The following is a 26330-nucleotide window of genomic DNA, read 5'->3' as shown; positions in this document are numbered from 1 at the left end:
GAGTTACTACAATGCATAGTACCTCTATCCATCCATTTTATTTAATATACATCTAATTGGTCGCCCTTGATTGGCGGCTTTTTTTTTGACTTTTTTGCTTACCACTTGATCCACTATTTATAATATACGCTAATAAGAATTTCATCATTATAGAAGTTAGTTTCAATACCATAGAGAGTTTCGACACTTGATTCTATAAATTCATTAACTTCTTTTTCAAGTTTTGAGCTAGTTGCAAAGTGATTATTGAAAAACTTAACTTTTAACCCCTCAAGAGATTCACCGTCTTTTCTCATCATTCTTTTTTCACCTCCATTGTGTTTTTTATGCTTTTCTTATCAACTGCATTATATACTATTTTATTTATCTATATTTATTTTCCTTCCAAATAAAAAAATTCCCCGCATAAGAATTAAGATTTAAGTTTAATATTCTTAATACGGAGAATATGTTTAAATATATCCACTTAACCTAAGTTTAGTTTTTTCATTTTAAAGTCTATATATAGTTTAGAACGGAGCTGGTATGAAGTTTCCACTAAACAACACATAAGCTGCTGCAAGAGTTAATGCTAGGTTTAGGCCTTGACCCATCACGTACAGAATCACAGGTTTGCCACCACTTAGTAAGTGCTTTAATTTTATAAGGTTTGAGTTCAGGCCAATGCTTATAAAGGCAAGGGCAAAGAACCAACCTCTAAGTCCACTTGTCACACCAAGGACATCTTCAACCCAAGCTTCTCCCATTTGAGGGAAGAATACGAAGGAGAACAATACTGATGCAGCTACAAAGCCTAATATAAATTTGGGGAACCTGTTCCATATCTCTGATACGCTAACTCTGCTTGCCACTTTGTCTTCTCCTGTAACTCCTTCTTCTTTTTCTTTCGCTTTTTTCTCAATTTTACTTACCCAGATAAAAGCAATTGCAAAACCTATTATACCTATAAGAACGTTTTGGATCATCTTTATAGTTGCTGCTACTTCCATTGCTTCACTGCCTAATACAGAGGAGGCTACAACCACAGCACCTGTCGCATCAACTGTTCCTCCTATCCAGGCACCTCCAACAAGAGCGTCCATTCCTGTTAAGGAGACTATAACCGGCATCAACACTATCATAAAGATCGTAAATAATGAAGTTATAGATACTGCAAGAGTCATCTCTTCTTTTGAGGCTTTAGAAGCTCCTCCGCTGACTATGGCTGCAGATACACCACATACTGAAGTTGCTGCACCTATAGTTACAACAAGGGATTTACTCTTTATCCCAAGAACCCGCGTACCTATAAAATACATTGATACAAGAACAATCGGTGTCACAATCCATGCTACCCCTATTCCATACATCCCTAGTACAAGCAAACGATGGAACAAAATCTCTGCTCCAAGAAGTACTAGACCTATCTTTATATACAACTCACTCTTAATCGCTGGCCTGATAGTTTCCGGAACTCCTACTGTGTTGCTGATAGTAATTCCTAAGATAAGTGCCCATACTACATCACCTAATCCATATTCTGATGCTATTTCCTGCTGCCCTAAGACGTATGCTGCAACAGCCAGGGCAAAGACTCCACCAAATGCATATAAGTATTTTTTGATTTCACCTTTGACAAAATAGACAGATATTCCAAGTACCAGCGCAAGTGCAGCTCCAAAGATTATTAGTTCTAAGAATGTTCCTGCACCCAAACTGTTTAGCGGATTATACATCCAGCCACCTGGCTCGGGTACTCGATTAAAAAGTCCAACTGCAGTAAGAGCTATAATGAAAAAGCCTAGCCACACCGCCCACCAATCTTCTGTTGCAAGAAGCGGGTTTACTTTCCTTATTTCTTCTGTATTTGTGTTTTTGTTTGATTCAGTCTCAGCTTGTTTTCCCAAATCCAAGCTATTTTCTTTTGTCCTCATAACCATCCCATCCTTTCTTTTTTCCAAAATTCAATTTTTATAAGTGCTTAATAAAGAGTTAATTTAAGTTCGGTAAAAAAAACGGAGGTCAAAGGAACATTTAATTCCTAAGCCTCCAGTTTTCTGGTCAGCTAAACAATATATCTATTTATACATGCGTATCTATAAAAAAAGTTTAAGTAATTTTAATATCTATCTTTTGTTTAATTTAAGTTTTAACAGCACTTAGGCTGACAACAGCCTCCACCCATGAACATCAAAATCTCCACTTTATCATTTTCAGTTACCTTTGTCTCTTCAAACTTACCCTTGTCAACCATCTCCTGGTTAACCTGAACATTTACCATCTCTGGCTTCATATTAAGTTCTTCCAAAACCTTATTGATAGTAGTAACACCTTCAAACTCCCTTGCCTTGCCATTAACATAAACCGTTGCCATTGTTTTCGCTCCCCCAATCTTTAATGTTCTTATCAGCACCAGGAACTTAAGCCTCTGCTGTAATTAAGTTAATCTGTCTCACTTTATCTCCTATTACCCTTTAGTTATTTAGGGTATTTTCTTTAGTTGATACTATACACTGTTAATACATCGTTGTCAATAGGAAATAGCTAATTTTTTAAAATCCTCTATTTTAATTTCATCTTTTTCGAATTTTTAATAAAAAAACTAAAAGTTAGGAAGGTTTTTTTGCAAAGGGGAAAGAATATATTTGATTAGATCAATTACTTAAATCAATTACCACTTTTAATATTATTAATTAGATATTAATAATATATAAGGTAGTATATTTTTACTTCTTTGATGTGAATTATTTAACGTACTATTTTGAACTAGTTTAATTAGTTTTTATGTGTTTGGCAAGATAAAATTCCCGAAAACGGCAAAAAATTTATCCAGCACCCCAATTCCAGATTTAGCAATTAATGTAAGAGTTCTGCAGCCTGTAGCTAGGCCCTGTAAATGTGATCAAATGGCTGTAGTGAACTAACCTGTCGATAATTGCACTAGTAAGCTTTTCATCATAAAATATAGTGTTCCACTTGCTAAATTCTAAATTGGTAGTGATGATTACACTACGCTTTTCGTAACAGTTTGAAATTACTTGAAAAAGAAGTTGTGCTCCTTCTGTGTTGAGGGGGATGTACCCCCATTCATCGCAAATTAACACATCTGCTTTTTCAATCTTTTTCATTAATTTATTTATTTCCCCGTCAGCTTGAGCTTCTAAAAGCTGATTGACCAAAGCTGCTGTAGTGTAAAACATAACCTTTTTCCCACGGTTACAAGCTTCAATTCCCACAGCAATACTCATAAAAGTTTTCCCAGTGCCTACAGGCCCGTAAAGAATAAGATTTTCCTTTTGTTCAACAAAACCGGCAGTCTTAAGTGTTTCCACGTCAATGCTTTCCGGCAAAGCTACGTTATCAAAATTGTAGTCCTTAAATGTTTTGAAGGTAGGAAAATTAGCCTGTTTTAAAAGGCGGTTTTTACGATTTATCTCCCTTTGTTCCACCTCCAGTCTTAAAAGTTTCTCTAAAAACTCTTCATGGGTATCTGCTTCTATTTGAGGGTAATTCTCCGGTATAGTAGTACCTAACTTAAGCTTTTTGCAGTAGCTCTCAATAGTTTCTTTCATTTCCTATCACCTGCCTTGTTTAATAGCTCATCGTAAACTGCGAAATTTGGAGTATATCCTGTCATTGAAGGTATATTATTGTTTGAAACCAGTTCGGATGGTAGAGTTATGTTGCTAGTTTTTCTAGTCCAAGTAAGCCTGATACTTTCCACATCATCTACTCCATCTTTGAGGGTTTGTGAAAGTACATCGGCTGCAGTATCCATGTCATTGTGCTCAATTATATCCTTTAATAAATGAAGTGCTTTTTTCTTTTTCGGGTAATCAAGATACTCAAGATAATCCTGCCAGGGATCGGGCAATTCTTTGTAAAAACCAGTGTATTTTAAAGCGTTAGGCCGTTTTGCTATCAGCTCTAAATAGGGATACCATTTCATTGACTCAGTTTCTTGATAGAGCCTAGGGTGTGAAACCACTTGTTTATAATCTTCATCTAACACATCCACCCTATCATGGGTTAAATAAAGCCAGACCTGTTTTCCCACTAGCCGGGGAGATGTGGAATAGATCTTTTTATCTAATTCAACTTTTCCATATTTATTTGTTTTTACTTTTACCAATCGGCCAATATCAAAAGGCTTGTCCGGTAATTTAAGTAAGCAATTTTTATCCTCTTCAAATAGCTCTGCTTCTTTCTTTTGTTTTTTGTAGTGCAGTTTTTGGGCGTCGTTTTCTGCTTTTTGAAAAAGTTCTTCATTCAAATCTTCTATGTCAGATACGGAAGGAACGGGGACAAAATGATTTAGCCTGGTGAAGCCTACTTTGTTTTCCACATGACCTTTTTCATTTGATTTGCCGGCATTACAAAAGTTGTGGAGAAACCCGTAATGAAGGGCAAATTTTTCAAATTGTTCGATTAACTCTCTTTCACCTTTTTTCTTAATTTCTTTCACTGCAGCAGATAGATTATCAAACCAAATCTTTGTGGGAACACCGTTTATATATTTGAATATCCTCTGCAGCCCTTCCAACAAACATTCCTGGTTTTGGCCCCTGAAAACTTGCTCGTAAGCTACATTGCTATGGGGAAACGATAAGACTAGAGAATGCCCTTTGATTTCTTTGCCGTTTTCATAAATTAGTGACTCGCCAAAGTCCACTTGAGCTTCCCCAGAAGGATGTTCAAGGGGAAGATAAGCTTCACTATCACCAAATATTTCTCTCTTTTTAGCTGATACGTAATATCTAACGACTCTTTCAGAAACATTAAATTTTTCCTTAAATTCCTCTTTTAATCTATCGTATATTCTTTTAGCTGTATGCCGCTGTTTTACTGGAGCTTTTGTATCTTCATTTAACCACTGATCAATAGTTGGTTTAAAAGGATCAAGTTTTGAACTTTTTTTCTTTCTCCGGGGAGGACTATCATTAAAATCTTCCTTCTCGGCGTATTTTTTCACAGTTTTGAAATCATGGCCTGTTTCCCTGCTAATTTCGCTGTACTTTTTTCCTTTATGAAATGATAAGTATTTGATATTATACTGTTGAGTCATTGTCAGCATCCTTTCTTTTCCTCCTTCTAACTGTTTTTTGGTAGATTACAATTAGAAGGGTATGATATTTTTGGGATGCTGGCAATGACTTTTTTTCCAATTTTTACGGGATTTTTATCTTGCCATTTTCTCCATTTCTATTTTGCCACAAACAGAGTTTATAGATTTAGAGAAGTTGGGGACGAAGTACCTGAAGATTATAGTCCTATACCAGAGGATGCAAACTTTGTAGATGGAACTTACAGAGGTGTTTTTGCTGACAGAGAAGAAACGCAAGTTAATGTTCAGTTTACTTTAGAAGATAATGAAGTAACAGATATTGGTTACAGACTGCTCGCCTATGATGGGGTAGATTATCTTGAAGACGAAGACTATGAAGCAGTAAAAGAGCAGCATAAGCAGGCCATAGAGCATCTAAAAGGCAATGACATCAGAGAAGTACTGGCCGATCTCTATGAACCTGGTGAGTTTGTAGATGATATTGATGGTTTCTCCGGCGCTACAGTATATTCCAACAAAGATATTTCAGCAATAGTAGATGCGTTAAACAGGGGAGTTTATAGATTTAGAGAAGTTGGTGACGAGGTACCAGAAGACTATTACTCCATACCAGAAGATGTTAGCTTTGAAGATGGGACTTACAGGGGTATTTTTGCTGACAGAGAAGAAACACAAGTTAATGTTCAGTTTACATTAGAAGACAATGAAATAACAGATATTGGGCACAGGTTACTTGCTTACGACGGAATAGATTATCTTGAAGATGAAAGCGTTGAAGCAGTTAAAGAACAGCACAAGCAAGTTCTAGATCATCTAGAAGGTCAAGATATAAGAGAAGTACTACCTGATCTTTATGAGCCTGGTGAGTTTGTAGATGATATTGATGGCTTCTCTGGCGCTACAGTTTACTCAAACAAAGAAAAATCAGCAATATTAGATGCACTAAATAGGGGAGTTTATAGATTTAGAGAAGTTGGTGATGAGGTACCAGAAGATTATACTCCTCTTATAAACACTAAATACTTGTTTCATTAGACATTATTAAGTAAGTTGGTGTAAAAGTTTCATAATCGAACAGTTAGAGGGACCCAAAAATGTAGGGTCCCTCTTCTTTAATATATTTAACATCAAATATATTTATATATTTACATCAAAAAGCTTAGACATGACTGGATTCGGCCAAATTACACAAACCTAACTTTTTCTGTTTTTTCTATCTGAACTACTTTAGAATCTTGAATAACTACAGTAACCTGCCCATATTCAAGCTCTTCTATAGCTTCATTAATTTTTTCCAGCACTTCTTTTTGTTTTTTTCTTTTGGGGCTCATAAGAACTCCTCCCATTAATTAACATAACATCTATACTACCTCTATTCTTACACTAACTCCTATTCAGCTTTTTCAATCACAAGAAGGCTGTAGCCATCAAATTCTTTTATTTCCTTGATAGTATGTCCTTCACCTTCTACGCTTTTTGGCACATTATCCATAGGCTCACCCTGATCAAGGTAAAAACCTACCACATCACCGGGTTCTTTAGTTGATAGAGATACTTTTACTTTAGCGAAGTTCATAGGACATTTCACACCTCTAAGGTCTACTATTTCATATCCTTCACCGTCTATATTATCTTGAATATTATCCTGAATGTTATCCTTAGAAGAAGAAGCACGAGAACCGTCCCCGCTGCTTCCGCTGCTTCCATCTTTATCACTTTCTTCATCATCTTCCTTTGGCAGGGTGATTTCAAGTTTTGGGTTTAATGACCCATACATATCTTCTACTTTTTTGACAAGGTACTTTATATCTTCTTGATAAGCTTCAAGGCTTGATATATCTCCTAGCTTGTAATCTAGTAGGATGCCTGTCAGATCTTCAATATCAGCTTTTAGATAACCCTCTTTGACAAAGTGATCAACAAAAGCCTTGAATATCTCCCTATCTTTGTTGGTATCAATACCTCTTAGGACTAGGAGCGCTCTAGCTGCAGAAATAGAAGCTTCATAGAGATAATTTTGTTCTAGGTTCTCTCTTGCATTCTCTATATCTGTCCTTATCACTTCCATTATACCTAGGCTGCATTCTCCAGGGCTTCTACCCTCAATTGAAAAGAGTTCTGTCGCACCAACATCGTAGTAAAGATCAGGATTTTCATCATATGGCTCTATCACAGAATATTTTTCTATGAGTTCTGTAACTTCTGTTTCGTTTTCTTGGACAAATTTCTCAAACTCCCATCTATTTCCATTGTTGTACTTTAGCCTGGCAAGATTAAGCAAAAATTTAGGAAGTTTTTTCGCTGGAATTTCACCGTATTTTTGCGCTAGTTTAGGATTTTTTGTACCTACTTTTCCGTTAAAATGTACTACATAAGTTGGCACTAGGCCATCTTTAGTTCTTCTAGCTATTCCACTAAAAGCAAGCTTTCCAATCTGGTGCTGTCCACATGAGTTTGGGCATCCAGAGATATATGCTCTTGGAAGTTGAGATTTTATAAAAGGATTTACATTCTCAAATTTTTCTTTAATGCTTTTTAGTAAATTCTGTGACAGACACAGCCCAAGTTTACAGGTTGATGCCCCGGCACAGGCAATAGAATTATCTATTTTATATGGATATATTAGTTCTTTAAATATTTTTAACAGACCTACGGCATCATCTTTTCTAAGATTTCTTACATAAAGCCCTTGAGTATTAGATATTCTTATATCAGCAGAGTCATCTATGCTTTCTAGAAAATCTATTAAATCCTTCAAATCTGTAGTCGATATATTCCCGTTTTCTGGATGTAGATAAACTGAATAATAACCTGGTTGTTTTTGCTTGATCAAAAGTTCTTCTTTTTCGTCGGTCGATTTAGTATCTACCTGGGTTGCAGTGACCTGGGCAGCAGCGGCATCTATTTGTTGATCATTATTGTCATTATTTTCTAAAACCTTTAGATCAAATTGCTTGTCTTCTTTAACTTCCTGCAGTTTCTTTTCAAAAAGCTCAGTGAATTTTTCCTCACCTAGTCTAATAAGGATATGACGAATCCTGGCTTTATTTTTGTTAGTGCGGTCTCCTTCTGCTTCAAAAAATCTCTTCATTGCTTCAGCATAATACAGTACTTCAGATACTGGTACAAAGTCTTTCAATTTAATACCGCAGGAAGGGTTATTGCCAAGGCCCCCGCCACCATAGACTATAAAGCCTTTCTCATAGCCACTCTCACTTTTATCACTTTCTCTAATTACAGCGATAAAACCTAAGTCTGCCACAAGAGCATTTGCAGTATCTTTTTCACTGTTAGAGAAAGCAATTTTGTATTTTCTAGGCAGGTTAAAAGAACTAGGATCTGTTAAAAAGTGTCTTGTAACCAACCTGGCATAAGGTGTCACGTCAAATACTTCATCTGAGCTCACTCCTGAAAGAGGGGATGCTACCACATTCCTTGGGGTATTCCCTCCTGTTCCTTTTGTCAAAATTCCTACCTCTAGAAGACCTTCGATTACTTCAGCAGTATCTTCTAATCTTACATCGTGAAGCTGAACATCTTGTCTGGTTGTAAGATGAACATTTTTACTTGCATAGTTATCAGCAAGTCTAACTATTTCTTTTAACTGCTCTAAAGACACTTCACCGGCTACAATCCTGGTCCTTATCATATAAGTTCCTGATTTTCTCTGTTCATAAACTCCTCTAGCAACCCTATAAGGTTTGAATCTAAAGTCTTCCATCTTACCTTCCAAATATTCATTAAGCTTATTTCTAAAATCGTATAGGTCACTGGTAACTTCTGTGGGAGTTAAGTTTTCCTTTATCATTTATTATTCACCTCTTTCACAGGCACTTTCTTCTTCCCAAATATTTAAGTTATATTTTTTCACCTTTTTGTCTTCATCTATCTCAAAAAAATTAAGAACCGGATTTTCACCTTTTAGTGAAATAATCCCATAGATTAAAGCCGGATCGTAAGCTAATTTTTTGTCTTCCTCAGATGGCCTAGATGGTGTATAAGGATGAGAATGATAGCTGCCTAGCCATTCGTAACCTTCATCAATGATCTTATTTACCTTGTCAAATTGTTCTTTTGGGTCTAAGGAAAAATGAGTACTGCTCTCATCTATGTTTTTCATCTCATATACCCTGTAGATATACACATCTTTTTCTTTTTCTAGCCCACCAAATATCCCACAGCATTCAAGGGGGAATTCTCTTTTGGCTTGTGATAGGATTTTTTCATAGTCACTTCTATACAGGTGAATTGTTTTATTATTTAATTCAAAATTCATCAACCATTTACCTCCCTCAAACTACAAACTACTAGAATCAACTTTATATTATTAGTTTTCTGTTTGGATAACACAGGACGGAGGACTGTAGTCAAAAAGCTCTGTTATCTCCGGGTTATCTCCACACAGTATACAGTCTTTGTTCCTACTCACCTGGATTTTCCTAAATTCCATGTCCAGAGCATCGTAGGTAAGCAGCTCTCCCGTGAGGTTATCTCCCTTACCAATAATATATTTGATCGCCTCTGTTGCCTGGAGAGTACCTATCACTCCACCCATTACTCCTAATACTCCAGCTTCGCGACAGGTAGGCACAGAACCTTCAGGTGGTGGTTCTTTGAACAGACAGCGATAACAAGGTGCATTTTCCTCTTCACCAGGGATATAGGTTATCAGCTGGCCCGAGAAACGTATAATCCCGGCATGAACAAAAGGCTTACCTGCCATAACACAAGCATCGTTAATCAAAAACTTTGCTGAAAAATTATCTGTCCCATCTATAATAAAATCATAATCTTCACTATTAATAATGTCCAAAATATTTGACGAACTGACCCAGGTATTATGAGTAACCACTCTAACATCAGGGTTCATGCTGGCAATAGTTTCCTGGCCTGACTTTGTCTTATCCTTACCAACATCTTCTGTCTGGTGTATAATCTGGCGCTGTAGGTTAGATAGCTCCACCTTATCATAGTCAGCAAGGCCAATCGTCCCAACACCAGCTGCTGCTAAGAACATTGCCGCTGGAGCACCAAGCCCGCCTGTTCCAATTATCAAGACTTTTGAATCCATTAATTTTTGCTGACCTTCTACCCCTACATCGGACAAGATTATATGTCTTGAGTATCTTTCTAACTGAGTATCGTTTAACATAAGAATTTCACACTCCTTCAGCTTTACATTTAGGACTTAAAATCTATAATTTAATACTGAAATCTACTTTAAAAGTCATATGAACAAAGTTTTTTTGATTGATTTTAAATGTCAAAGTATGGGGCAACACTTAGATATCTCTCACCTAGATCAGGAAAGACGGTTACAATATTTGAGCCTTTTGGCAGTTTATCTTTAGCCTCAAGAGAACCTGCCATAGCTGCACCACTTGATATCCCAGGTAGAATCCCCTGATTTTTACCTAATTTTTTTGACATATTATAGGCATCTTCATCTTTTATTGTAATCACATCATCTATGACATCTGTGTTTAGCACTTCAGGTACAAAACCTGCTCCTATTCCTTGAATTCTGTGGGGTCCAGGAGAACCACCAGACAGGACTGCAGAACTTTCTGGCTCAACAGCAAAGATTTTTACACCTGGATAATGCTTTTTCAAAACTTCTCCAACACCGGTTATAGTACCTCCGGTCCCTACCCCTGCAACAAAAGCGTCTATATTTTCTTTCATAGATTCCAATTCCTCTAATATTTCCTTTGCGGTGGTCTCTCGGTGTACTTCTGGATTGGCAAAATTATTAAATTGCTGCGGGATAAAGCTATTTGGGTTTTCTTTCTTTAACTCTTCGGCTTTAGCTACTGCACCTTTCATACCATTTTCTGCAGGAGTTAATACCAGCTCTGCTCCATAATTACTTAACATCTGCCTTCTCTCCACACTCATACTCTCAGGCATAGTAAGTATCAGCTTATAACCCTTTACGGCTGCTACTATGGACAGCCCAATTCCCGTATTCCCACTTGTAGGCTCAATGATTAAGCTATCAGGTGTCAAAGCACCTTCTTCCTCTGCTTTTTCTATCATGCTTAAAGATATTCTGTCCTTCACGCTACCTCCCGGGTTAAACATCTCAAGTTTTGCAAATATGTTAGAATCACTTCCTGCAAGAGTTTCCTTGATTTTCACCAACGGTGTGTTACCAATAAGATCTAATACTGACTTTGACAATTTAAACCCCTCCCATCCAATTTTTAAAGTTTTTTATTTGATCCCGGTGCAAAAAGTCTATTCACATAAGTATAGTGTTTTTAATTGATACATCTAAAACAAAACATTGTTCTTATGACTTTTTGCACCAAAACCTTGTTTTAGTTTTAATTTCCTAATATCCTTTAGGTGTTTAGGTTATTGTGTTTAGGTGTACTATACACCGAAGTTAATAATCTGTCAAGGGTGAAGTTAAATCAGTATTAAATTAAATCAGAAGTTAAATTAAAAAAATAATTAAACAAAAAAAGCTCTACCTATTAAAATCTCAATAGATAGAGCTGAAAACAAGTAAATACACTTTTGAAAATACAAGATATATTATAATTGTTAGCTATTAGCTTTTTTTGTGAAAAACACTCCGCTAAATATCCCTATTGCACCACCAAGTAATAGCCCAACAATTAAAAACATGATTTCATTACCAGAGCCACCTTCCCCGTCTCCTGCACCTGCACCTGCTTCTTCTCTTTCATCGCTTTTATCTTCTAATTCAGTCTCAGCCTCGGTTGCTTCATTATCATCTTCCTCGTCAACCTCATCTCCAGCATCATCTTCAACTTGTGCCGCAACATGTTGTAACTTTTCCCTATCAACTAGCATAGTTACAGTCTTACTAACCTCATTATATTCTTCCCCATCAAGGGTACCACTATCCTCCATCGATACATTAGCTTTAATAAGCCATCTTCCCTCATCACCTAGATTAAAAGAAAATCCACCTTCAGAGTCGCTTTCCTCCATCATAGCTTCATCATCAGGCCCATATGCGCTTACATTAGCCCCTTCTACAGTATCGCCTTCTAGTAACACCTTACCTTCAAAGTTCCCTTCGCTTAGATCTTTAGAAGACATTTCAGGGATAATATCTAGAGGCAGGTCTACATTTTCTGAATAGATTTTTTCACCAACTCCTATGGGCAAAATTGTTTTTCCCATATGCATGTTGTTTATCATTTGGCCTTCTCCTGGAGAATAAACGCTTGGTTTTCTTTTGGTATATATTATATGCTCACCTTCTGTAGATGGGGTGAAATAGCCTCTTCCGTGAAGTCCTTCTTCTTCAACCTCTATCTCTTGAACCTCTTTGTCGGGAGTCATCACATACAAACTATAGTCTTCATAATTTAACTCTTCTACTTCATCACCAAAGTGGCCCCACATTACATCTATTTGAAGTTCACTACCTTCTTCTAAGTCACCATCTACCTCTAACCACACTTCATGGGCAAAAACACTTCCTCCGGAAATTAATGAAAATAAAGTCACAACCATAAAAAATATTCCTAATTTCCTCATCAAAATCATCTCCCTTTTGGTCAGCTTTTATTCTCGTTGTTTTTTTTGTTTTGACTAATCAAATAAGTAAGAGCAGCTACAAAAGAAAATACAGACACACCCAGTAACCCTCTCATATACCGGGGTACACCGTCCCAGAATTCTTCTTCTCCTTCATAATTAATCCTAGCTCTGTGCCCCAGACCATCATCTGCAACTACTTCTTCTACGTTACCAGGATTACTGTAACTAAAATATCCATCCTCATCTGTGGTTCCTTCACTTAGTACATTCCCATCTTCATCATACATTTTGACCGTTGCATTTGGAGCAACCGTACCATCATCATAAATTAGCTGCAGCACACCTCTTTCGTCTTCTAATAAATCGATTAGCATCCTGTGAGCATAGACTTCCTGCTGATTGACAAAGAAAAAAAGTATTATTATTGCAAGACACAAAAGCTTTTTAACAGTTATTTTTCTTTGGTCAAACAAAATCGTAAAAGCTGCTTTCATTATAAATTATCCCCCTCTTTAGTTTTAAAAGCCCAAAAACAAGCACAGCCGTCAAAACACCTTCTGCCAACATTATTGGCAGGTGAAAGGCAATCACTGATCCTGGTACAGCTAGTGGAAAACCAATCGTCAAAAGAGCCAAAGATCCTAGAACTACCAAAATAAGCTTTGATAATAAACCTGCCAAGAAAGCAAAACAAAGTATTTTGTAATGCAATTTAAACCTATTTAATAAAGGAATTTTGTTAGCAAGCGGCAGTTTAGTACGCATAAAAGCAAAAATATAATATCCTGCCAAAGCAGCAACACTAAAATTAAAAATGTTCACTCCTAAGCTGGTAAAGCCCCCGTGATAAAATAAAATCACCTGAAAAAATAACACCACTGTAAAAGAAATTACAGAATAAGGCCCAAGTAATATGCCGGCAACTCCCACAAAAGAAAAATGCACAGTAGTAGGGCCAACAGGTACATATATTAATGCTGCTACAAGCAAAGCTGCACTAACAAGACTAACTTTTGGTATAATATCTATATTCATAAATTTTTTGCAACCTTTTAAGACGTATACAATATAAGTAAATAAATGAACCCCCACAGTCCCTAAATATCCTGCAACAGACAAACCACCTGATAACATACCATCCGGCAAATGCATTTATATCCCCCCTTCCATCCATCTTGATTTAATTTCGTGTTACGATTTTTGATTTTTGTGTTACCTTAGCATACTAATTATACATGAAATTATAATTTCCTGCTTATTTTAAAAATTATTTTAAAAAAAAATTTTTATAGCCACTCTCAAAATATGGTATAATTTAAATAAGATAATAAACTTATTGGAGGAGAAAAAAATGGCAATTTTCCAAACCAAAAACCTTGTTGGGCTGTTAATCATAGCTGCAGGCATAGTACTACTTCTTGGTAATTTAGAAGTAATAGAATATACAATAGGTGATATGATTTCTTTTTGGCCTGTTATATTAGTTTATTTTGGTTTAAAACATCTTTATAAAAGAGAGACTTTAATTCAAATTCTTATCGGAGCCGTAATGACCATAGTAGGAGCAATTCTCATAACAAATAACACTGGTTTTATAGATGTAGATCTAACAATGTTTTGGAGAATGTTTTGGCCTACGGTTATTATAATTTTTGGCTTAACTTTTTTCAGCGGCAAAAACTCCACTGGTAGTTCTCATTTTGCAGTCCTTGGAGGAATTGATCACACCAAAAACCCATGGGAACTTAACTCTGGATCATATTTGGCTTTCATGGGCGGAGTGGATCTTGATATGAGGTTAGCCGATATTAAAGAAGACAAAACAGTGCTTGACTTCACTGCAATAATGGGAGGCATTGATGTCAGACTGCCTGACAATGTGGATGTAGAATGTAGAGGAACATGCATACTTGGAGGGGCAGAACTGTTAGACCAGGATACTGGAGGTATTTTTGGCACCACCAGCGCTTTAAAGAAGGCCGACCCTTCTACTCTTAGGCCCGGAGAAACCCCCAAAAAAATTATAATTCAGGCTAGAACTTTTATGGGTGGAGTCGAGGTTAAAATTAAAAAATAAGACCCAATAAAAAAGAACTTTCCTTAGATCAAGGAAAGTTCTTTTTTTGGGAGGAGTTTATTATGGAAAAACCAATTTAAGGATTCATCTCATAAGCACCATTTAAAGATAACACGTAATCTTTCCATATTCTATTAAATCTATTTTTATCAAAAATAGGCTTTCTAATTATCTTCATCAAATAATCCATCTGTTTGTCACTAGTTGAAGGCTTGTTATAAAGGTTAAGGGCAAATTTAGAAAAATCCCTAACCATAAAATCAAAAATTTGATCAACTAGTTCATTTTCAATCTTATAAATCTCGGCATTCTCTAAAATAAGCTGGCCGTATACTACAAGGGTAAAGAGCTCTCCTAGTTCAAGTAAAAAGTCAGTATCTTTTTGCTGTTTTTCGTCTGGAGATGCATTAGCCAAAAACTCTTTATAGATAGAGATTTGTTCTTTGAACTCATTAACGTTTGGCAGGTCCCATTTATCATATACTTTTTTATAGTCGTGGAACTGAACCTTTCCAAGGCCTTTTGCTGGCCCCTGATCAAACATAAAGTCATCATTTTCTTTTTGCATTTGAGTTGAAACTTCTGGATATTCTTTTGGGTTAAAGAAATAGTTTCTCATGAATTTTATTATCAAAGCAAGGTTGACATGGACAGTACCTTCTAGCTTAGGCAGCGCCCTTATATCTCTTGCCGCCATCTCAAAGTAGGTATCTTTTTCAAAGCCTTTGGCTGCAATAACATCCCATAACAGATCAATAACTTCTTCACCCTGGGTTGTAACTTTCATCTTAACGGTAGGGTTATATAGCAAGTATCTTCTATCATCACTAGAGGCACTGCGCATATAGTCAGCTGTTCTTAGTGCAAATAGCTTCATAGCAACAAGTCTCACATAAGCATCAGTCATCATCTGTTTAACGTGGGGAAAGTCAGTTACATATATTCCATATAAATTTCGATTAGCTGCATGATTAATAGCTTCATACAGAGCATGAGTACATATCCCAATTGATGCCCAACCAAGATTATATTTACCTACATTTACTGTATTTAGAGCATCATCCCAGGCTTTTTGGCCTTTTGATAGGATATCTTCTTCTTTGACCTCATAATCTTTTAGGGCAAAATCAGCTACATATGACTGTGCATTAACGACACTGTCTTTTAGCTCATATCTATGATCTTTATAATTTGCTGTAAAAAACACGTAATCTCCGGTGTCAGACATCTTACCAAAAGTTGAAACCATCTCGGCTACATTGCCGTTACCAATATAATACTTTTCTCCATTGGCAAGATAGGTTCCATCAGAATTAGGCGTAAGACTCATCGAGGTAGAATATATGTCTGCTCCGTGCTCTCTTTCTGATAATCCAAAAGCAAAAACATGCCCTTCTTTTAACAGTTCGGCTGCTTTTTTCTTGGCCTGGTCATTATCACTCATCCAGATGGGACCAAGCCCTAGTATACTAACCTGCCAGGTATACCAATAATGAAGTCCATAAAATGATAAAATTTCGTTGTAGTGACAATTCCTCCAGATATCAAAGCGACATTCCCCTTCTCCATACTCCGGTGGAGTCAAAAAAGTATAAAAGGCTTCATTTTCCTTTATGACTTCCAACAAATCATCATACCAAACCCTATTTCTGTCATCTTCTTTTAACCTTTTCTTCCCCTTGTTTTCAAAGAAATCAATCGTCTTTTTCATAATTTCCTTGGATGTTTCATCAAGATTATCACCCTTGAACTCACGAGGATTAAATAATAACAACCACCAACACCTCCAATAAAACGGCATTCTAAAAAAACTCTTTTGTATTTTTGTGAATGATCATTCATTCAGCTAATATACTGATTCTACGCTAATTATAAATATCCTTCATTTTTTTGAAATTCTTAAAATAATGCTCAAAAAAATTATGGTCATTAAATAAAAACTAAGGACATCTTATAATATCCTGAGCCCAGAGACAGTCAGCACAGGAAGGAGAGTTACCCCAACAGTCTTCATTATCTTTTGGATAGTCGCAAGTTTCGCCAAGGTTACAATCTACACATGAAGGAAACATAAATAATCTTACTCTGTTACGAAATTTTGTATATTCTTCTGAGCACCACAAATTTTTTAAATTATCTTCATTCAGATTTCCAAAAGAATGAGCTGTTACATTCTTTTCTCTTCCAAAAATTAAATACCTATTACTATGAAGAAGGGAGTAACAGGGCGCTACTCTACCATCCCACCCAATTACAGTAGCTTTTCTCTCCACAAATCTACAGCGCCGATACGCTCCCCATTTCATCCTAGGAAAGTCAACAGTGCCCATAGTACCAAAACTTTTCAAGGGACTTGGCCATATCATAGGAGCCTGGGCTGGTTTTTCCTGTGGAGCTAAAGGACTATCATATAAGATTTCCTTTGCCATATCTTCAGTATGAGGAAGCAGATTTGTCACAAGCACAGAAAAAGCATCTAGCTCCTTAGCAAATGAAGGTAGTTCTTTGATTTCATTTTGATTTTTCTTCATCATCACAAATTCAATTCCAATACGAGGTAAGATCGTTTTTTCCTGCTTTTTTATCTCATTTAATCTTTTAATATTATTTTTTATATTCTTTAGATCACCTCTTTTTCTTATCTCTGAAAATTTTTCTTCACTTATTGCATCGCTTGATACCATCAAATCATCCACCCTCAAAGACACCAAATCTTTTGCCAGATCTTCTTCAATAAGCATTGCGTTGGTAGTAATTTTTACTTTTAGACCAAGATTTTTAAGACCTTCTATCATCTCTAATATATTAGGGTGAAGTAAAGGCTCTCCAAAACCTCCCAAAATAACTTCATTCACTGAGGGTAATTGTTCCAACTGTGATAGTATATTACCAAAAAGTTTCATATCCATATCACCAAGTATACCGGGCCAGCTGTTTCTTACGCATGTTATACATTCAATATTACATCTATTTGTTGGCTCAATATAAACTTTTTTTATGTTAAGAGAAGGGCTGTGCAAAAACCAGCCCTCTTCTGTCTTTTCGAAAAATTGTCCTTCATCTAACTTATATGACTCAGGTTTAGGAAGCATTTGTACTTCTCCTTTCAGATAGCTATAATAAATGTCATACCGACTAATCTAGAATATTTTGCAAATTTCTACCCCCCGGCAATAGGAGGAAAAATCCCCACTTCATCTCCGTCCTGTAATTTATCTTCAAGTTTAACTTTAACATTATTAACAAAAACAATTTTAACTTCTTCTCTTGGTATATTTAAAGTAGAGATTAAATTATCTACTGTGTTATTATCTTTTGGTAGGTTACATATAAAGCTTTTTGACTTATCTTCACCTTCTGGATGATAGCTACGAAAGTTCCCAAAAAGTTTAACCTCAACAGAAATCATCTTCCAATCACCCCTTTACCAATAGTCGCCAATAACCCTTATGTTCTGTAATCAAAGAACTAATATAACCAAAGTACTGACTACTAATATCGAACATGCTGGTGGATCAATATAGGTGTCAGCCCAATCTGTAAATGCCCTAGATAACAAGTCAGCAGCAAATGCAGCGATGATTCCAAACACACCACCAACAATCAAACTTCCAGTTGCTGCAGTGGCAAGGGCCGCAGGTAGAGCTATATGGTGGGTTACTGGACCAACCCCTATTGTTTGTAACAAAATTAACAAAAAGCCTGCAAAACCAAATCCTATAAAAACACTATCAGTCATAAGTACCATATATCCAGAAGCTACCCCAACACCTAAACCAAGTATAATTGTTAGACCAATGGTCCTTTGAGCAGGGACCCAGCAGCCCTCTTCTGAAGCATCCCACTTCCATCTACTATCACAGTCACTTTTACAAGTATCAAATTCGCCAAAAATACCTGTATTACCCCATATTAGCCTGGCAGATATCTGAAGCAGTACAATGGTCAAAGCAAGAACATCCGTTGGAAGATCTAACCCTGTAAAAAAAGCACCTAATAAATATCCTATAATTCCAAAAATACCTCCAACGGCTAATATCCGCCAATCCTTAAATTTAATCAAAGGTGTTAATATATCAACCCCTGTATCAAGATATCCTTTTTTACCTGCATAGGCAGCAGCAACTGTAGCTGCAGCAAAAGCAACGTGAGGCCCAAAGAGGGGACCAAGTCCAATTTGAGTTGTAAAAGTTTCCGGTCCACCTGCTATTACTATCAGTTCTCCTGCCAATATCAAGAAACCACAAAACAAAAAAGCCGATAACCCGCCAATAGATGTCCCAAAAACCCCGCCTGCAAAGGCTGCTAAAACGGAGTTTAGCTCAAATATAGATTCCATTTTAATCGCTCCTTAGTTTAGATAATTAGATATTGTATCAGTTAAAAACACTATACTTATGTGAATATACTTTTTACACCAGAATTGATATTAGATCAAAAAAGGGGAAGCTCGTAAGCGTTCCCCTTTATAAAGCTCATTTAGAAGTCCCAAACTTTGTCAAGTTCTTCGTCTGTTACATCAAAAGTGTGATTGTGAGGAGGAAGTTTTTCATAGCGCATAAACTCGGGAGGGCGATCATCATACTTATTTAACCCTGCTTTTTCATTAAATTCCTTCTCAACTCTTAATATTTTTTCTCCTTCTTTAACAGCTTCTTCTGGAGTATAATCTGTGTTCAATACTCCGTTTACAGTATCAATCATTCCTTCTAACCCAGACTCATCGTCTGAAGTAGCAAAAGTAATAAAAGTACAATACCCTGAGCTGTCAACAAATGCTGTCGTTGCCTGAAAAGCTCTCGATAACTCTGCTTTATCCTCAGGTGATAATGGATCTACTTCGCCGCCAACACTCAAGATCTCAGGGGCAACAGTATATCCTGCCGTATGGTCTGCTCCCATTGTAGTAGTGCTATAAGTTATGCCGATACCTTTAACAGCTCTAGGCTCATAAGCTGGCATACCCTGTTTTTTAACTGTAGGAATTCTAGTCACTCCGTAAGCCTGTCCGGTAAAGTGAGCTCCATTTCCAAGTATTCTTCCTACAGGGGTGTTTTGCTCAATTTCTTTTAGCAGGTTGATAGCTGCTTTGGAGTCACCAAACTCTGCAAGGCCTGCTTCCATAGCAACCCCTAGGGTAACTCCTGCTTCTATTGTATCTATTCCAACTTTATTACAAATATCAATCATTTCGGCAATATCATCAAGATTGTCTATTCCAAGGTTTGGTCCAAGAGACCAGTCTGATTCGTATTCTATACAAGAGGTGTGTTCACTGCCATCCTCTTTAGGCCAAACATTTGAGCACTGAATTATACAGCCAGGGTGGCAGGAATGACCTGTCATACCTTTTCCGCCTCTTTTTTTGATCTCTTCAGCTATTGCCTCACCAGATACCTTCTCCGCTCCTTCAAAGGTTCCTTCACTGAAGTTTCTTACCGGTAAGCCTCCTGCCTGATTAAGAACATTGATAAGTGAAGCAGTACCATAACTATTTAGTGTGCCACCGGGTTTTGTAACATCATGATTTCTCAAAGCTTCTACAAGCTTTTTCTGCCCAACTTTAAATCTATCTTCGTCTTTTATTTCGACCTTTCCTATCTGCCTCTCTAATACAATGGCCTTTAATCCTTTAGAACCCATTACTGCACCAAGTCCTCCACGACCCGAATAACGACTTGCCCTGTACTCCGGGTCATTGAAACAGATACCAGCAGATGCCATCTTTTCTTCTCCGGCTGATCCAACTAAAGAGATATCATGGTTGGTGTACTTTTCTCGAAGCATATTTACAGTTTCTGTAGTTGATTTGCTCTTGTATTCACTTGCATCCTTCAGTTCTACTCCATCTTTAGTTATTTCAAGATAGCATAACGAATCGTCACCTGCTTGCCCTTCAATTATCAATGCTTTGTAACCAGAACGGGCTAGTGCTTGAGAAAACGGCGTTCCAGCATTTGATTCTTTAATCCCTCCAGTCAAAGGAGACTTCCCACCTACTGATAATCTTCCTGATGACGGAGCTTTAGTACCTGTGACAATACCCGGTGCAAACACAAGCTTGTTATTTGGCCCAAGGGGATGACATGTAGGGTCAACTTCATCTGCTATTATGTTAGAAGTTAAACCTCTTCCCCCCATTTTTTCATATTTTTGTCCCAACGCTTCATCCTTAATGCTTTTGTCTGTCAAATTAACTCTTAAAATTTTTACCAAAATACTCAACCTCCTTTAATTGTCAATCATGCTAACATTCAAGCTTAACAAAAGTAGACATTCATTTGATTTAATTATAACATTGCCCTTTTTACATTGCATTTTCAAATATTTTTACAACATCTTCTTTTGTACCCTGTATTGGATTGGTAAAAGCATTACCATCCTGCAGTGCAGCTTCAGCCATTTTGTCAAAATGTTTTTTATCAACATTCAACTCCGCCAGGCCACTAGGAATTCCAATGTCTTTTGATAGTTGTTCAATAGCTTCTATTGCCTTCTCTGCTGCAGCTCTAGTTGATAGACCAGTGATATCTTCACCAAAGATTTGGGCTATATCTGCAAAACGCTCCGGCTTAGCACTTAAGTTAAACCTTTCTACATGAGGAAGGAGTACAGCATTAGCTACTCCATGAGGCATGTCTAATAGACCACCTAACTGGTGAGCCATAGCATGCACATACCCAAGTCCTCCATTATTAAAAGCCATGCCAGCAAGAAGGGAAGCGTAAGCCATATTTTCTCTTGCTTCAATGTTATTACCTTCATAAACTGCAGTTCTTAACCAATCTGAAACTAGTTTCATGGATTGTATAGCTTGTGCATCAGTCACAGGATTAGCTCCCAAAGAAACATAAGTTTCCAGTGCATGGGTCAAGGCGTCCATTCCAGTAGCAGCGGTTAGCGCCGGAGGCTTACTAGTCATAAGTTCTGGATCATTTATAGATACACTAGGTAGATTTCTCCAGCTAACTACTACAAATTTCACATCCGTATCCGTATTAGTAATAACACAGTGTCTTGTTACTTCACTTGCCGTACCTGCTGTGGTGTTAATGGAGACAATTGGAGGCAAAGCGTTTTCCAGGGTTTCTATTCCTGCATACTCAGTTATTTTCTTCGGATGAGTGGCTACTATTCCAATACCCTTACCACAGTCATGTGCACTTCCTCCACCTAAGGTAACAATAGTATCACAGTTTTCGTCTTGATAAACTTTTAGTCCGGCTTCTACATCCTTATCCTTTGGGTTCGGCTCAACATCTTTAAACACTACTGTTTCTACACCTTCTTTTTCGATATAACCTTTAACCTCATCCAAAATCCCCGATTTCACCATACCGTCATCAGTTACTACCAGTGCCTTTTTGGCACCTAGAAGTTTACACCTTTTACCTGCTTCCTTTGCTGTTCCTGGTCCTAGCAAATTTACTGGTGGCATCAAAAAATCATACATTACAAATTCCTCCTTAAAGTTTTATAGTTAATTAATATTAAACTTAAACATTTAACACTTTTTAAAAGGTTCAAACAATTTATCTAAAAAAAACATTCAGTACATGACATTTAACATCTAGTTGTTAATAATTTCTTCATAAATTTTTATTATATCTTCTTTTGAAGGAGCTCTATAGGTATTTCCGGGGCTTCCACTTGCTAGAGCATCTTCTGCCATCTTATCGGTATATTTCAAAAATTCATCTTCATCTATACCTAGTTCTGTAACATTAGGGACCTTTATGTCTTCGCAGAGTTTTTTAACTTTTTTGGCACCTTCTTTGGCAAGTTCTAGTTCTTCATAGTCTCCCTCTATTCCCATAGCTTTTGCAACTTGTGCAAACCTTTCTGGTGCTCCTTCAACAGCATACTCCATACAAGTAGGTAAAAGTACAGCATTTGATATGCCATGAGGTATATGAAAAACAGCTCCTATAGGTCTACTCATCCCATGTACCAAAGTTACAGAAGAATTACTAAATGCTATCCCTGCCTCCAGGGAAGCAAGCATCATTTCATTTCTGGCATATTTATCATTTCCATCAAAACAAGCTGTTTTTAAATTATTAGATATTCTTCTAATAGCTGATAATGCAAATTGATCAGACAATGGCTGGCTTTTAATAGATGTATAAGCCTCAATTGCATGGGTTAGGGCATCTATACCAGTAGCAGCTGTAAGATCAGGTGGTACAGATAAAGTCAAACAGCAATCTACAATAGCCATATCAGGTAGAAGTAGCGGGCTTCCAATTAACATTTTGACATCATTTTCTGTATCTGTGATTATGGTAAATTTAGTAGCTTCAGATCCAGTTCCTGCAGTAGTTGGTATAGCTATAAGAGGTGGAATAGCATTTTGCACTTTATTTTGTCCCATGAAATCGGATATCTTCCCCTGATTTGTTGCCAAAATTCCGATTGCTTTTGCAGCATCTATAGGGCTTCCCCCACCAAGGGTGATCAAGAATTCACAATCATTGTCTTTATAAATCTTAGCACCTTTTTCTACCATTAGATCAATTGGTTCATCATCAACTTCATCATATATACAGTACTCAATTCCATTAGCTTCTAATATGTCTGTTGTTTTTTTGGTATATCCAAGTTTGGTCATCATTTGGTCTGTAACCAGTAGAGCTTTTTGACCAAAAGACTTTATTTTCTCCCCTGAGTCTAATAAAATATCTTTACCGTAGACTATGACCTCAGGAGATAAGAACTCATGCTTTTTCATAATTTCACTCCTCTCTTCCAAAGAAAAGAAATCTAAACTAAATCTAACTTATATTGTAGGGTAAAGCCTAACAAAGTTAGGCTTTACTCTCTAGTAATAGTTCCTTCCCAAGTACCAACGTTAGTGTTTTTCCTATCTTCTTCGTTGAACCATCTAGATGTTACACACTTTGACTCAGTAAAGAATGCAATTCCGTCTTTACCCATAACATGAAGATCACCGTAGAAAGACTCTTTATGTCCTGAGAAGGGAAAGTAAGACGCAGGTACTGGTATACCAACATTAACTCCTACCATACCACCGTGAGTTCTATAGCTAAATTCCCTTGCATAGTAACCACTTTGGGTAAATATCGAAGATCCATTTGCAAAAGGACTATTGTTCATAATCTTAAGACCTTCCTCAAAGTCCTTAACCCGCTTAATACAAAGTACAGGCCCAAAAATCTCATCTCTTCCAACACTCATGTCTTCTGTTACATGATCAAGTATTGTCGGACCAAGATAAAAGCCATTCTCATGCCCTTCTACTTTTACGTCTCTACCATCTAAAATTAACTCGGCTCCCTCTTCTAATCCCTTTTCTATCCAATCTGAGACAGATTTTTTGTGCTCTTCTGATATGACAGGTCCAAGATCTGTTTCAGGATCATAAGCAGGACCGATTTTTAGTTCCTTGGCAGATTTTACAATTTCCTTTACAAAATCATCAGCAATATCTTCTTCAACACAAACCACCGGTAGAGCCATACAGCGCTGACCTGCACACCCAAAGGCCGAATTTCTAACAGCTGCCGCAACTCTTTCTAACATTGCATCTTTCAATATAAGGGCATGGTTTTTTGCCTCTCCAAGAGCCTGAACTCTTTTGCCGTGGGCTGCTGCTGTACTATAAATATGCTTTCCTACAGAGCTAGAACCTACATATGAGATACCTTTGATATCTGGATGCTTTAATAAAATTTCTGCTTCGTGTCTGCTGCATGTAACAATATTTACAACTCCTTTTGGTAGACCTGCTTCAATTAAAAGCTCAAGCATACGCATGCCAGTCTGGGGCACCTGACTTGCTGCCTTTAAAACAAAAGTATTTCCTGTAGTTACACAGAATGGAAGCATCCACCCAAAGGGAATCATGGCCGGGAAGTTCATAGGAACTATACCCGCAAATACTCCAAGAGGCTCACGATACATCACCGTATCAAAGCCATTAGAGATATTCATTATAGAATCTCCCTGCATTAAATACGGAGTAGAACAAGAGGCTTCTACAACTTCCAAGGCCTTAATAACGTCCCCTCTAGATTCTGCTAGATTTTTACCATGCTCTGTTGCAACTAACTTAGCTAGTTCATCTAGATGTTCTTCAATTTTGTTTTTGAATTTAAACATGACTTCTACTCTTTTTTGAATCGGAGTATTAGACCATCCTGGGTAAGCATCTTTGGCTGCCTGTACAGCCTCCTCCACTTCATCTTTAGTGCATTTAGGTGTTTTCGCCATTACTTCACCTGTACTGCTGTTAGTTATATCCATATACTCTCCTGATGTAGTATCTCTCCATTCATTGTTAATACAAAACTTCAATTTTTTAATCTCTGACATTCTAATTTCCCCTTTCCGCAAAATAATTGATTGATTATTTTTAGTTATGCAAATTAACGAGCTGCTATATAGTTAATGCAAAAACCATGCCAAGTAAGAATTTGTAGTTAAAGTTTTTTAAGATCACTATATAACAAATCCTCTCACAAGGCGTTTTAAACAATTTCAAAAGAAGTATTACTAGTTTAAAATTACTGAAAAAGAAAAATAAAACCAGGCGATTAATTGATTTTCAACAAAAATTGCTGTAGTCATTTCAAACAACCAGGGTCGTTTGTAGGAAATTCGTACGCCTATATAAATTCAATCAGTTGGTTAAAGGATTGTGAAATTATTTATACTTTTATAACTGTAGTATTTTCGAACGTTTAGACACAAAAAACCAGAAGGCTTTTCTAGTTCACTAGTGATAAGCCCTCTGGTTTATAACCTTTTTATAAATTTGTATTTATCTTTTCGGTAATTTCACCTTCTTCATTAAGCTTTAGTGCTCTATACAGATTATCGTGATAGAGTACAACCCACCAATCCTCTTTTTTTACCTTACTTATCCATTCTTTTTTAACTTCAATGGATCGCATTGGATAGTCATCATAAGCCATAACCCACAAAGGATTTAGGTGAGCATGGGTAGGAAGCAAGTCTCCCAGGTGAACTGCCTTTTCTCCTTCACTTTCAAAAGTAAGTATACAGTGACCCTGGCAGTGACCTCCAGTATGAATAATTTTGACTTCTGGTGTTAGCTCCAATTCATTTTCAAAAGTCTTAACTTGATGCATGACTGGTTTCCAGTTTTCTTCCCAATAGGAATTTTTTGAACGATCAGTAGGTTCCTTCGTTTCCTGCCACTCTAGAGAAGAAGTAAAAATCTCTGCATTTGGGAATGTAGGAATCAGTTCTTTCCCACTGTATCGACTTATCCCAGTAAAATGATCGTAATGCATATGTGTACATGCAACAATATCAATATCTTTTAGAGATAAACCTAATTCTTTAAGTGATTCTTCGATATCTCCATCTTCTATAAGCCCAAAAATCTTTTTCTGTTTTTCATTAAATTTACCCTTTCCTATCCCACCTTCTATCAAGATATTTTTTTGATTACTCTGAACTAAGATGGGATCACATCTTTGCGGGATACGATTTTCTTCATCATTCGGGTACTTATTGCTCCACAGTTTTTTGGGTACCACTCCAAACATAGCCCCACCATCTAGATTTGTGACACCATTTTTGAGCCAGTTAAGCTTTATGTTGCCTACTGATAATTCTTCCATTTATTACTCCCCCTGTACAAATAGTGTAAAAGATAATTTTAACATTGCGCAAGATTTATGCCAAATCTTACAA

The 26330-nt window shown here is 36.8% G+C and carries 24 protein-coding genes; 2 read left to right on the top strand and 22 right to left on the bottom strand.

The window, feature by feature from the left end; translation table 11 throughout:
• Nucleotides 1–113 precede the first annotated feature (113 nt).
• From ACONDI_RS01150 to istA, 5 genes are all read right to left on the bottom strand, one after another.
• Entirely contained in the window at nucleotides 114–299 is a 186-nt protein-coding gene (locus tag ACONDI_RS01150) for a hypothetical protein (RefSeq protein ID WP_241079669.1), read from the bottom strand.
• A gap of 210 nt (nucleotides 300–509) precedes the next feature.
• Complete coding sequence (locus ACONDI_RS01145) at nucleotides 510–1913, bottom strand: YeiH family protein (RefSeq protein WP_241079668.1); 1404 nt, start codon at nucleotides 1911–1913, stop codon at nucleotides 510–512.
• Between the two features lie 215 nt (nucleotides 1914–2128).
• A complete protein-coding gene (thiS, locus tag ACONDI_RS01140) occupies nucleotides 2129–2353 on the bottom strand; it encodes a sulfur carrier protein ThiS (RefSeq protein ID WP_241079667.1) in 225 nt (74 codons plus the stop codon).
• Nucleotides 2354–2828: 475 nt separating this feature from the next.
• Nucleotides 2829–3551, bottom strand: a complete 723-nt coding sequence (gene istB, locus ACONDI_RS01135; RefSeq protein WP_241079666.1) for an IS21-like element helper ATPase IstB — start codon at nucleotides 3549–3551, stop codon at nucleotides 2829–2831.
• Nucleotides 3548–5044: an IS21 family transposase gene (istA, locus tag ACONDI_RS01130; RefSeq protein ID WP_241080909.1), complete on the bottom strand. Its 1497-nt coding sequence runs from the start codon at nucleotides 5042–5044 to the stop codon at nucleotides 3548–3550. The genes istB and istA overlap by 4 nt, the downstream gene beginning before the upstream one ends.
• An 84-nt stretch (nucleotides 5045–5128) precedes the next feature.
• On the opposite strand from istA, the gene ACONDI_RS01125 reads away from it, so the two are divergent.
• A complete protein-coding gene (locus tag ACONDI_RS01125; protein ID WP_241079665.1) occupies nucleotides 5129–6079 on the top strand; it encodes an FMN-binding protein in 951 nt (316 codons plus the stop codon).
• A 149-nt stretch (nucleotides 6080–6228) separates the two neighbouring features.
• Here the strand turns inward: ACONDI_RS01125 and ACONDI_RS01120 are convergent, their stop codons facing one another.
• The 8 genes from ACONDI_RS01120 to ACONDI_RS01085 form a co-directional block, all read right to left on the bottom strand.
• The gene (locus ACONDI_RS01120; RefSeq protein ID WP_241079664.1) at nucleotides 6229–6375 is read right to left on the bottom strand and encodes a YezD family protein; all 147 of its coding nucleotides are present in this window, start codon (nucleotides 6373–6375) and stop codon (nucleotides 6229–6231) included.
• A 59-nt stretch (nucleotides 6376–6434) separates the two neighbouring features.
• A complete protein-coding gene (locus tag ACONDI_RS01115; RefSeq protein ID WP_241079663.1) occupies nucleotides 6435–8852 on the bottom strand; it encodes a sulfurtransferase TusA family protein in 2418 nt (805 codons plus the stop codon).
• 3 nt (nucleotides 8853–8855) lie between these two features.
• On the bottom strand, nucleotides 8856–9320 hold the full coding sequence (locus ACONDI_RS01110) for a M67 family metallopeptidase (RefSeq protein WP_241079662.1): 465 nt from the start codon (nucleotides 9318–9320) through the stop codon (nucleotides 8856–8858).
• A 51-nt stretch (nucleotides 9321–9371) separates the two neighbouring features.
• Entirely contained in the window at nucleotides 9372–10196 is an 825-nt protein-coding gene (locus ACONDI_RS01105) for a HesA/MoeB/ThiF family protein (RefSeq protein WP_241079661.1), read from the bottom strand.
• 104 nt (nucleotides 10197–10300) lie between these two features.
• Nucleotides 10301–11227, bottom strand: coding sequence for a cysteine synthase A (cysK, locus tag ACONDI_RS01100; protein WP_241079660.1), 927 nt, complete (start codon nucleotides 11225–11227; stop codon nucleotides 10301–10303).
• Nucleotides 11228–11596: 369 nt separating this feature from the next.
• Complete coding sequence (locus ACONDI_RS01095) at nucleotides 11597–12565, bottom strand: DUF4198 domain-containing protein (RefSeq protein WP_241079659.1); 969 nt, start codon at nucleotides 12563–12565, stop codon at nucleotides 11597–11599.
• Nucleotides 12566–12585: 20 nt separating this feature from the next.
• Nucleotides 12586–13062 carry a hypothetical protein gene (locus ACONDI_RS01090; protein WP_241079658.1) on the bottom strand — a complete coding sequence of 159 codons (477 nt, stop codon included), beginning with the start codon at nucleotides 13060–13062 and terminating at the stop codon, nucleotides 12586–12588.
• The gene (locus tag ACONDI_RS01085) at nucleotides 13034–13720 is read right to left on the bottom strand and encodes an energy-coupling factor ABC transporter permease (RefSeq protein WP_241079657.1); all 687 of its coding nucleotides are present in this window, start codon (nucleotides 13718–13720) and stop codon (nucleotides 13034–13036) included. The genes ACONDI_RS01090 and ACONDI_RS01085 overlap by 29 nt, the downstream gene beginning before the upstream one ends.
• A 199-nt stretch (nucleotides 13721–13919) precedes the next feature.
• Here ACONDI_RS01085 and ACONDI_RS01080 point away from each other — a divergent pair, with 199 nt between their 5' ends.
• Nucleotides 13920–14645: a LiaF transmembrane domain-containing protein gene (locus tag ACONDI_RS01080; protein WP_241079656.1), complete on the top strand. Its 726-nt coding sequence runs from the start codon at nucleotides 13920–13922 to the stop codon at nucleotides 14643–14645.
• A 76-nt stretch (nucleotides 14646–14721) separates the two neighbouring features.
• Here the strand turns inward: ACONDI_RS01080 and ACONDI_RS01075 are convergent, their stop codons facing one another.
• From ACONDI_RS01075 to ACONDI_RS01035, 9 genes are all read right to left on the bottom strand, one after another.
• Entirely contained in the window at nucleotides 14722–16419 is a 1698-nt protein-coding gene (locus tag ACONDI_RS01075) for an acyl-CoA dehydrogenase family protein (protein WP_241079655.1), read from the bottom strand.
• Nucleotides 16420–16585: 166 nt separating this feature from the next.
• Entirely contained in the window at nucleotides 16586–17737 is a 1152-nt protein-coding gene (locus tag ACONDI_RS01070) for a tungsten cofactor oxidoreductase radical SAM maturase (RefSeq protein ID WP_241079654.1), read from the bottom strand.
• 68 nt (nucleotides 17738–17805) lie between these two features.
• Complete coding sequence (locus ACONDI_RS01065; protein WP_241079653.1) at nucleotides 17806–18054, bottom strand: MoaD/ThiS family protein; 249 nt, start codon at nucleotides 18052–18054, stop codon at nucleotides 17806–17808.
• Nucleotides 18055–18105: 51 nt separating this feature from the next.
• Nucleotides 18106–18984, bottom strand: a complete 879-nt coding sequence (locus ACONDI_RS01060; protein ID WP_241079652.1) for a DUF7973 family transport facilitator — start codon at nucleotides 18982–18984, stop codon at nucleotides 18106–18108.
• A gap of 140 nt (nucleotides 18985–19124) precedes the next feature.
• The gene (locus ACONDI_RS01055) at nucleotides 19125–20861 is read right to left on the bottom strand and encodes an aldehyde ferredoxin oxidoreductase family protein (protein ID WP_241079651.1); all 1737 of its coding nucleotides are present in this window, start codon (nucleotides 20859–20861) and stop codon (nucleotides 19125–19127) included.
• A gap of 91 nt (nucleotides 20862–20952) precedes the next feature.
• A complete protein-coding gene (locus tag ACONDI_RS01050) occupies nucleotides 20953–22098 on the bottom strand; it encodes an iron-containing alcohol dehydrogenase (RefSeq protein ID WP_241079650.1) in 1146 nt (381 codons plus the stop codon).
• A 117-nt stretch (nucleotides 22099–22215) separates the two neighbouring features.
• Nucleotides 22216–23376, bottom strand: coding sequence for an iron-containing alcohol dehydrogenase (locus ACONDI_RS01045; protein WP_241079649.1), 1161 nt, complete (start codon nucleotides 23374–23376; stop codon nucleotides 22216–22218).
• 83 nt (nucleotides 23377–23459) lie between these two features.
• On the bottom strand, nucleotides 23460–24980 hold the full coding sequence (locus tag ACONDI_RS01040) for a CoA-acylating methylmalonate-semialdehyde dehydrogenase (protein WP_241079648.1): 1521 nt from the start codon (nucleotides 24978–24980) through the stop codon (nucleotides 23460–23462).
• A gap of 434 nt (nucleotides 24981–25414) precedes the next feature.
• The gene (locus tag ACONDI_RS01035; protein WP_241079647.1) at nucleotides 25415–26257 is read right to left on the bottom strand and encodes an MBL fold metallo-hydrolase; all 843 of its coding nucleotides are present in this window, start codon (nucleotides 26255–26257) and stop codon (nucleotides 25415–25417) included.
• Nucleotides 26258–26330: the final 73 nt, after the last annotated feature.

This window comes from Natranaerofaba carboxydovora (assembly GCF_022539405.1).
GTDB lineage: Bacteria > Bacillota > Natranaerobiia > Natranaerobiales > Natranaerofabaceae > Natranaerofaba > Natranaerofaba carboxydovora.
Note: the sequence above shows the minus strand (reverse complement) of the source record. Positions and strands in the feature narration are given on the sequence as shown.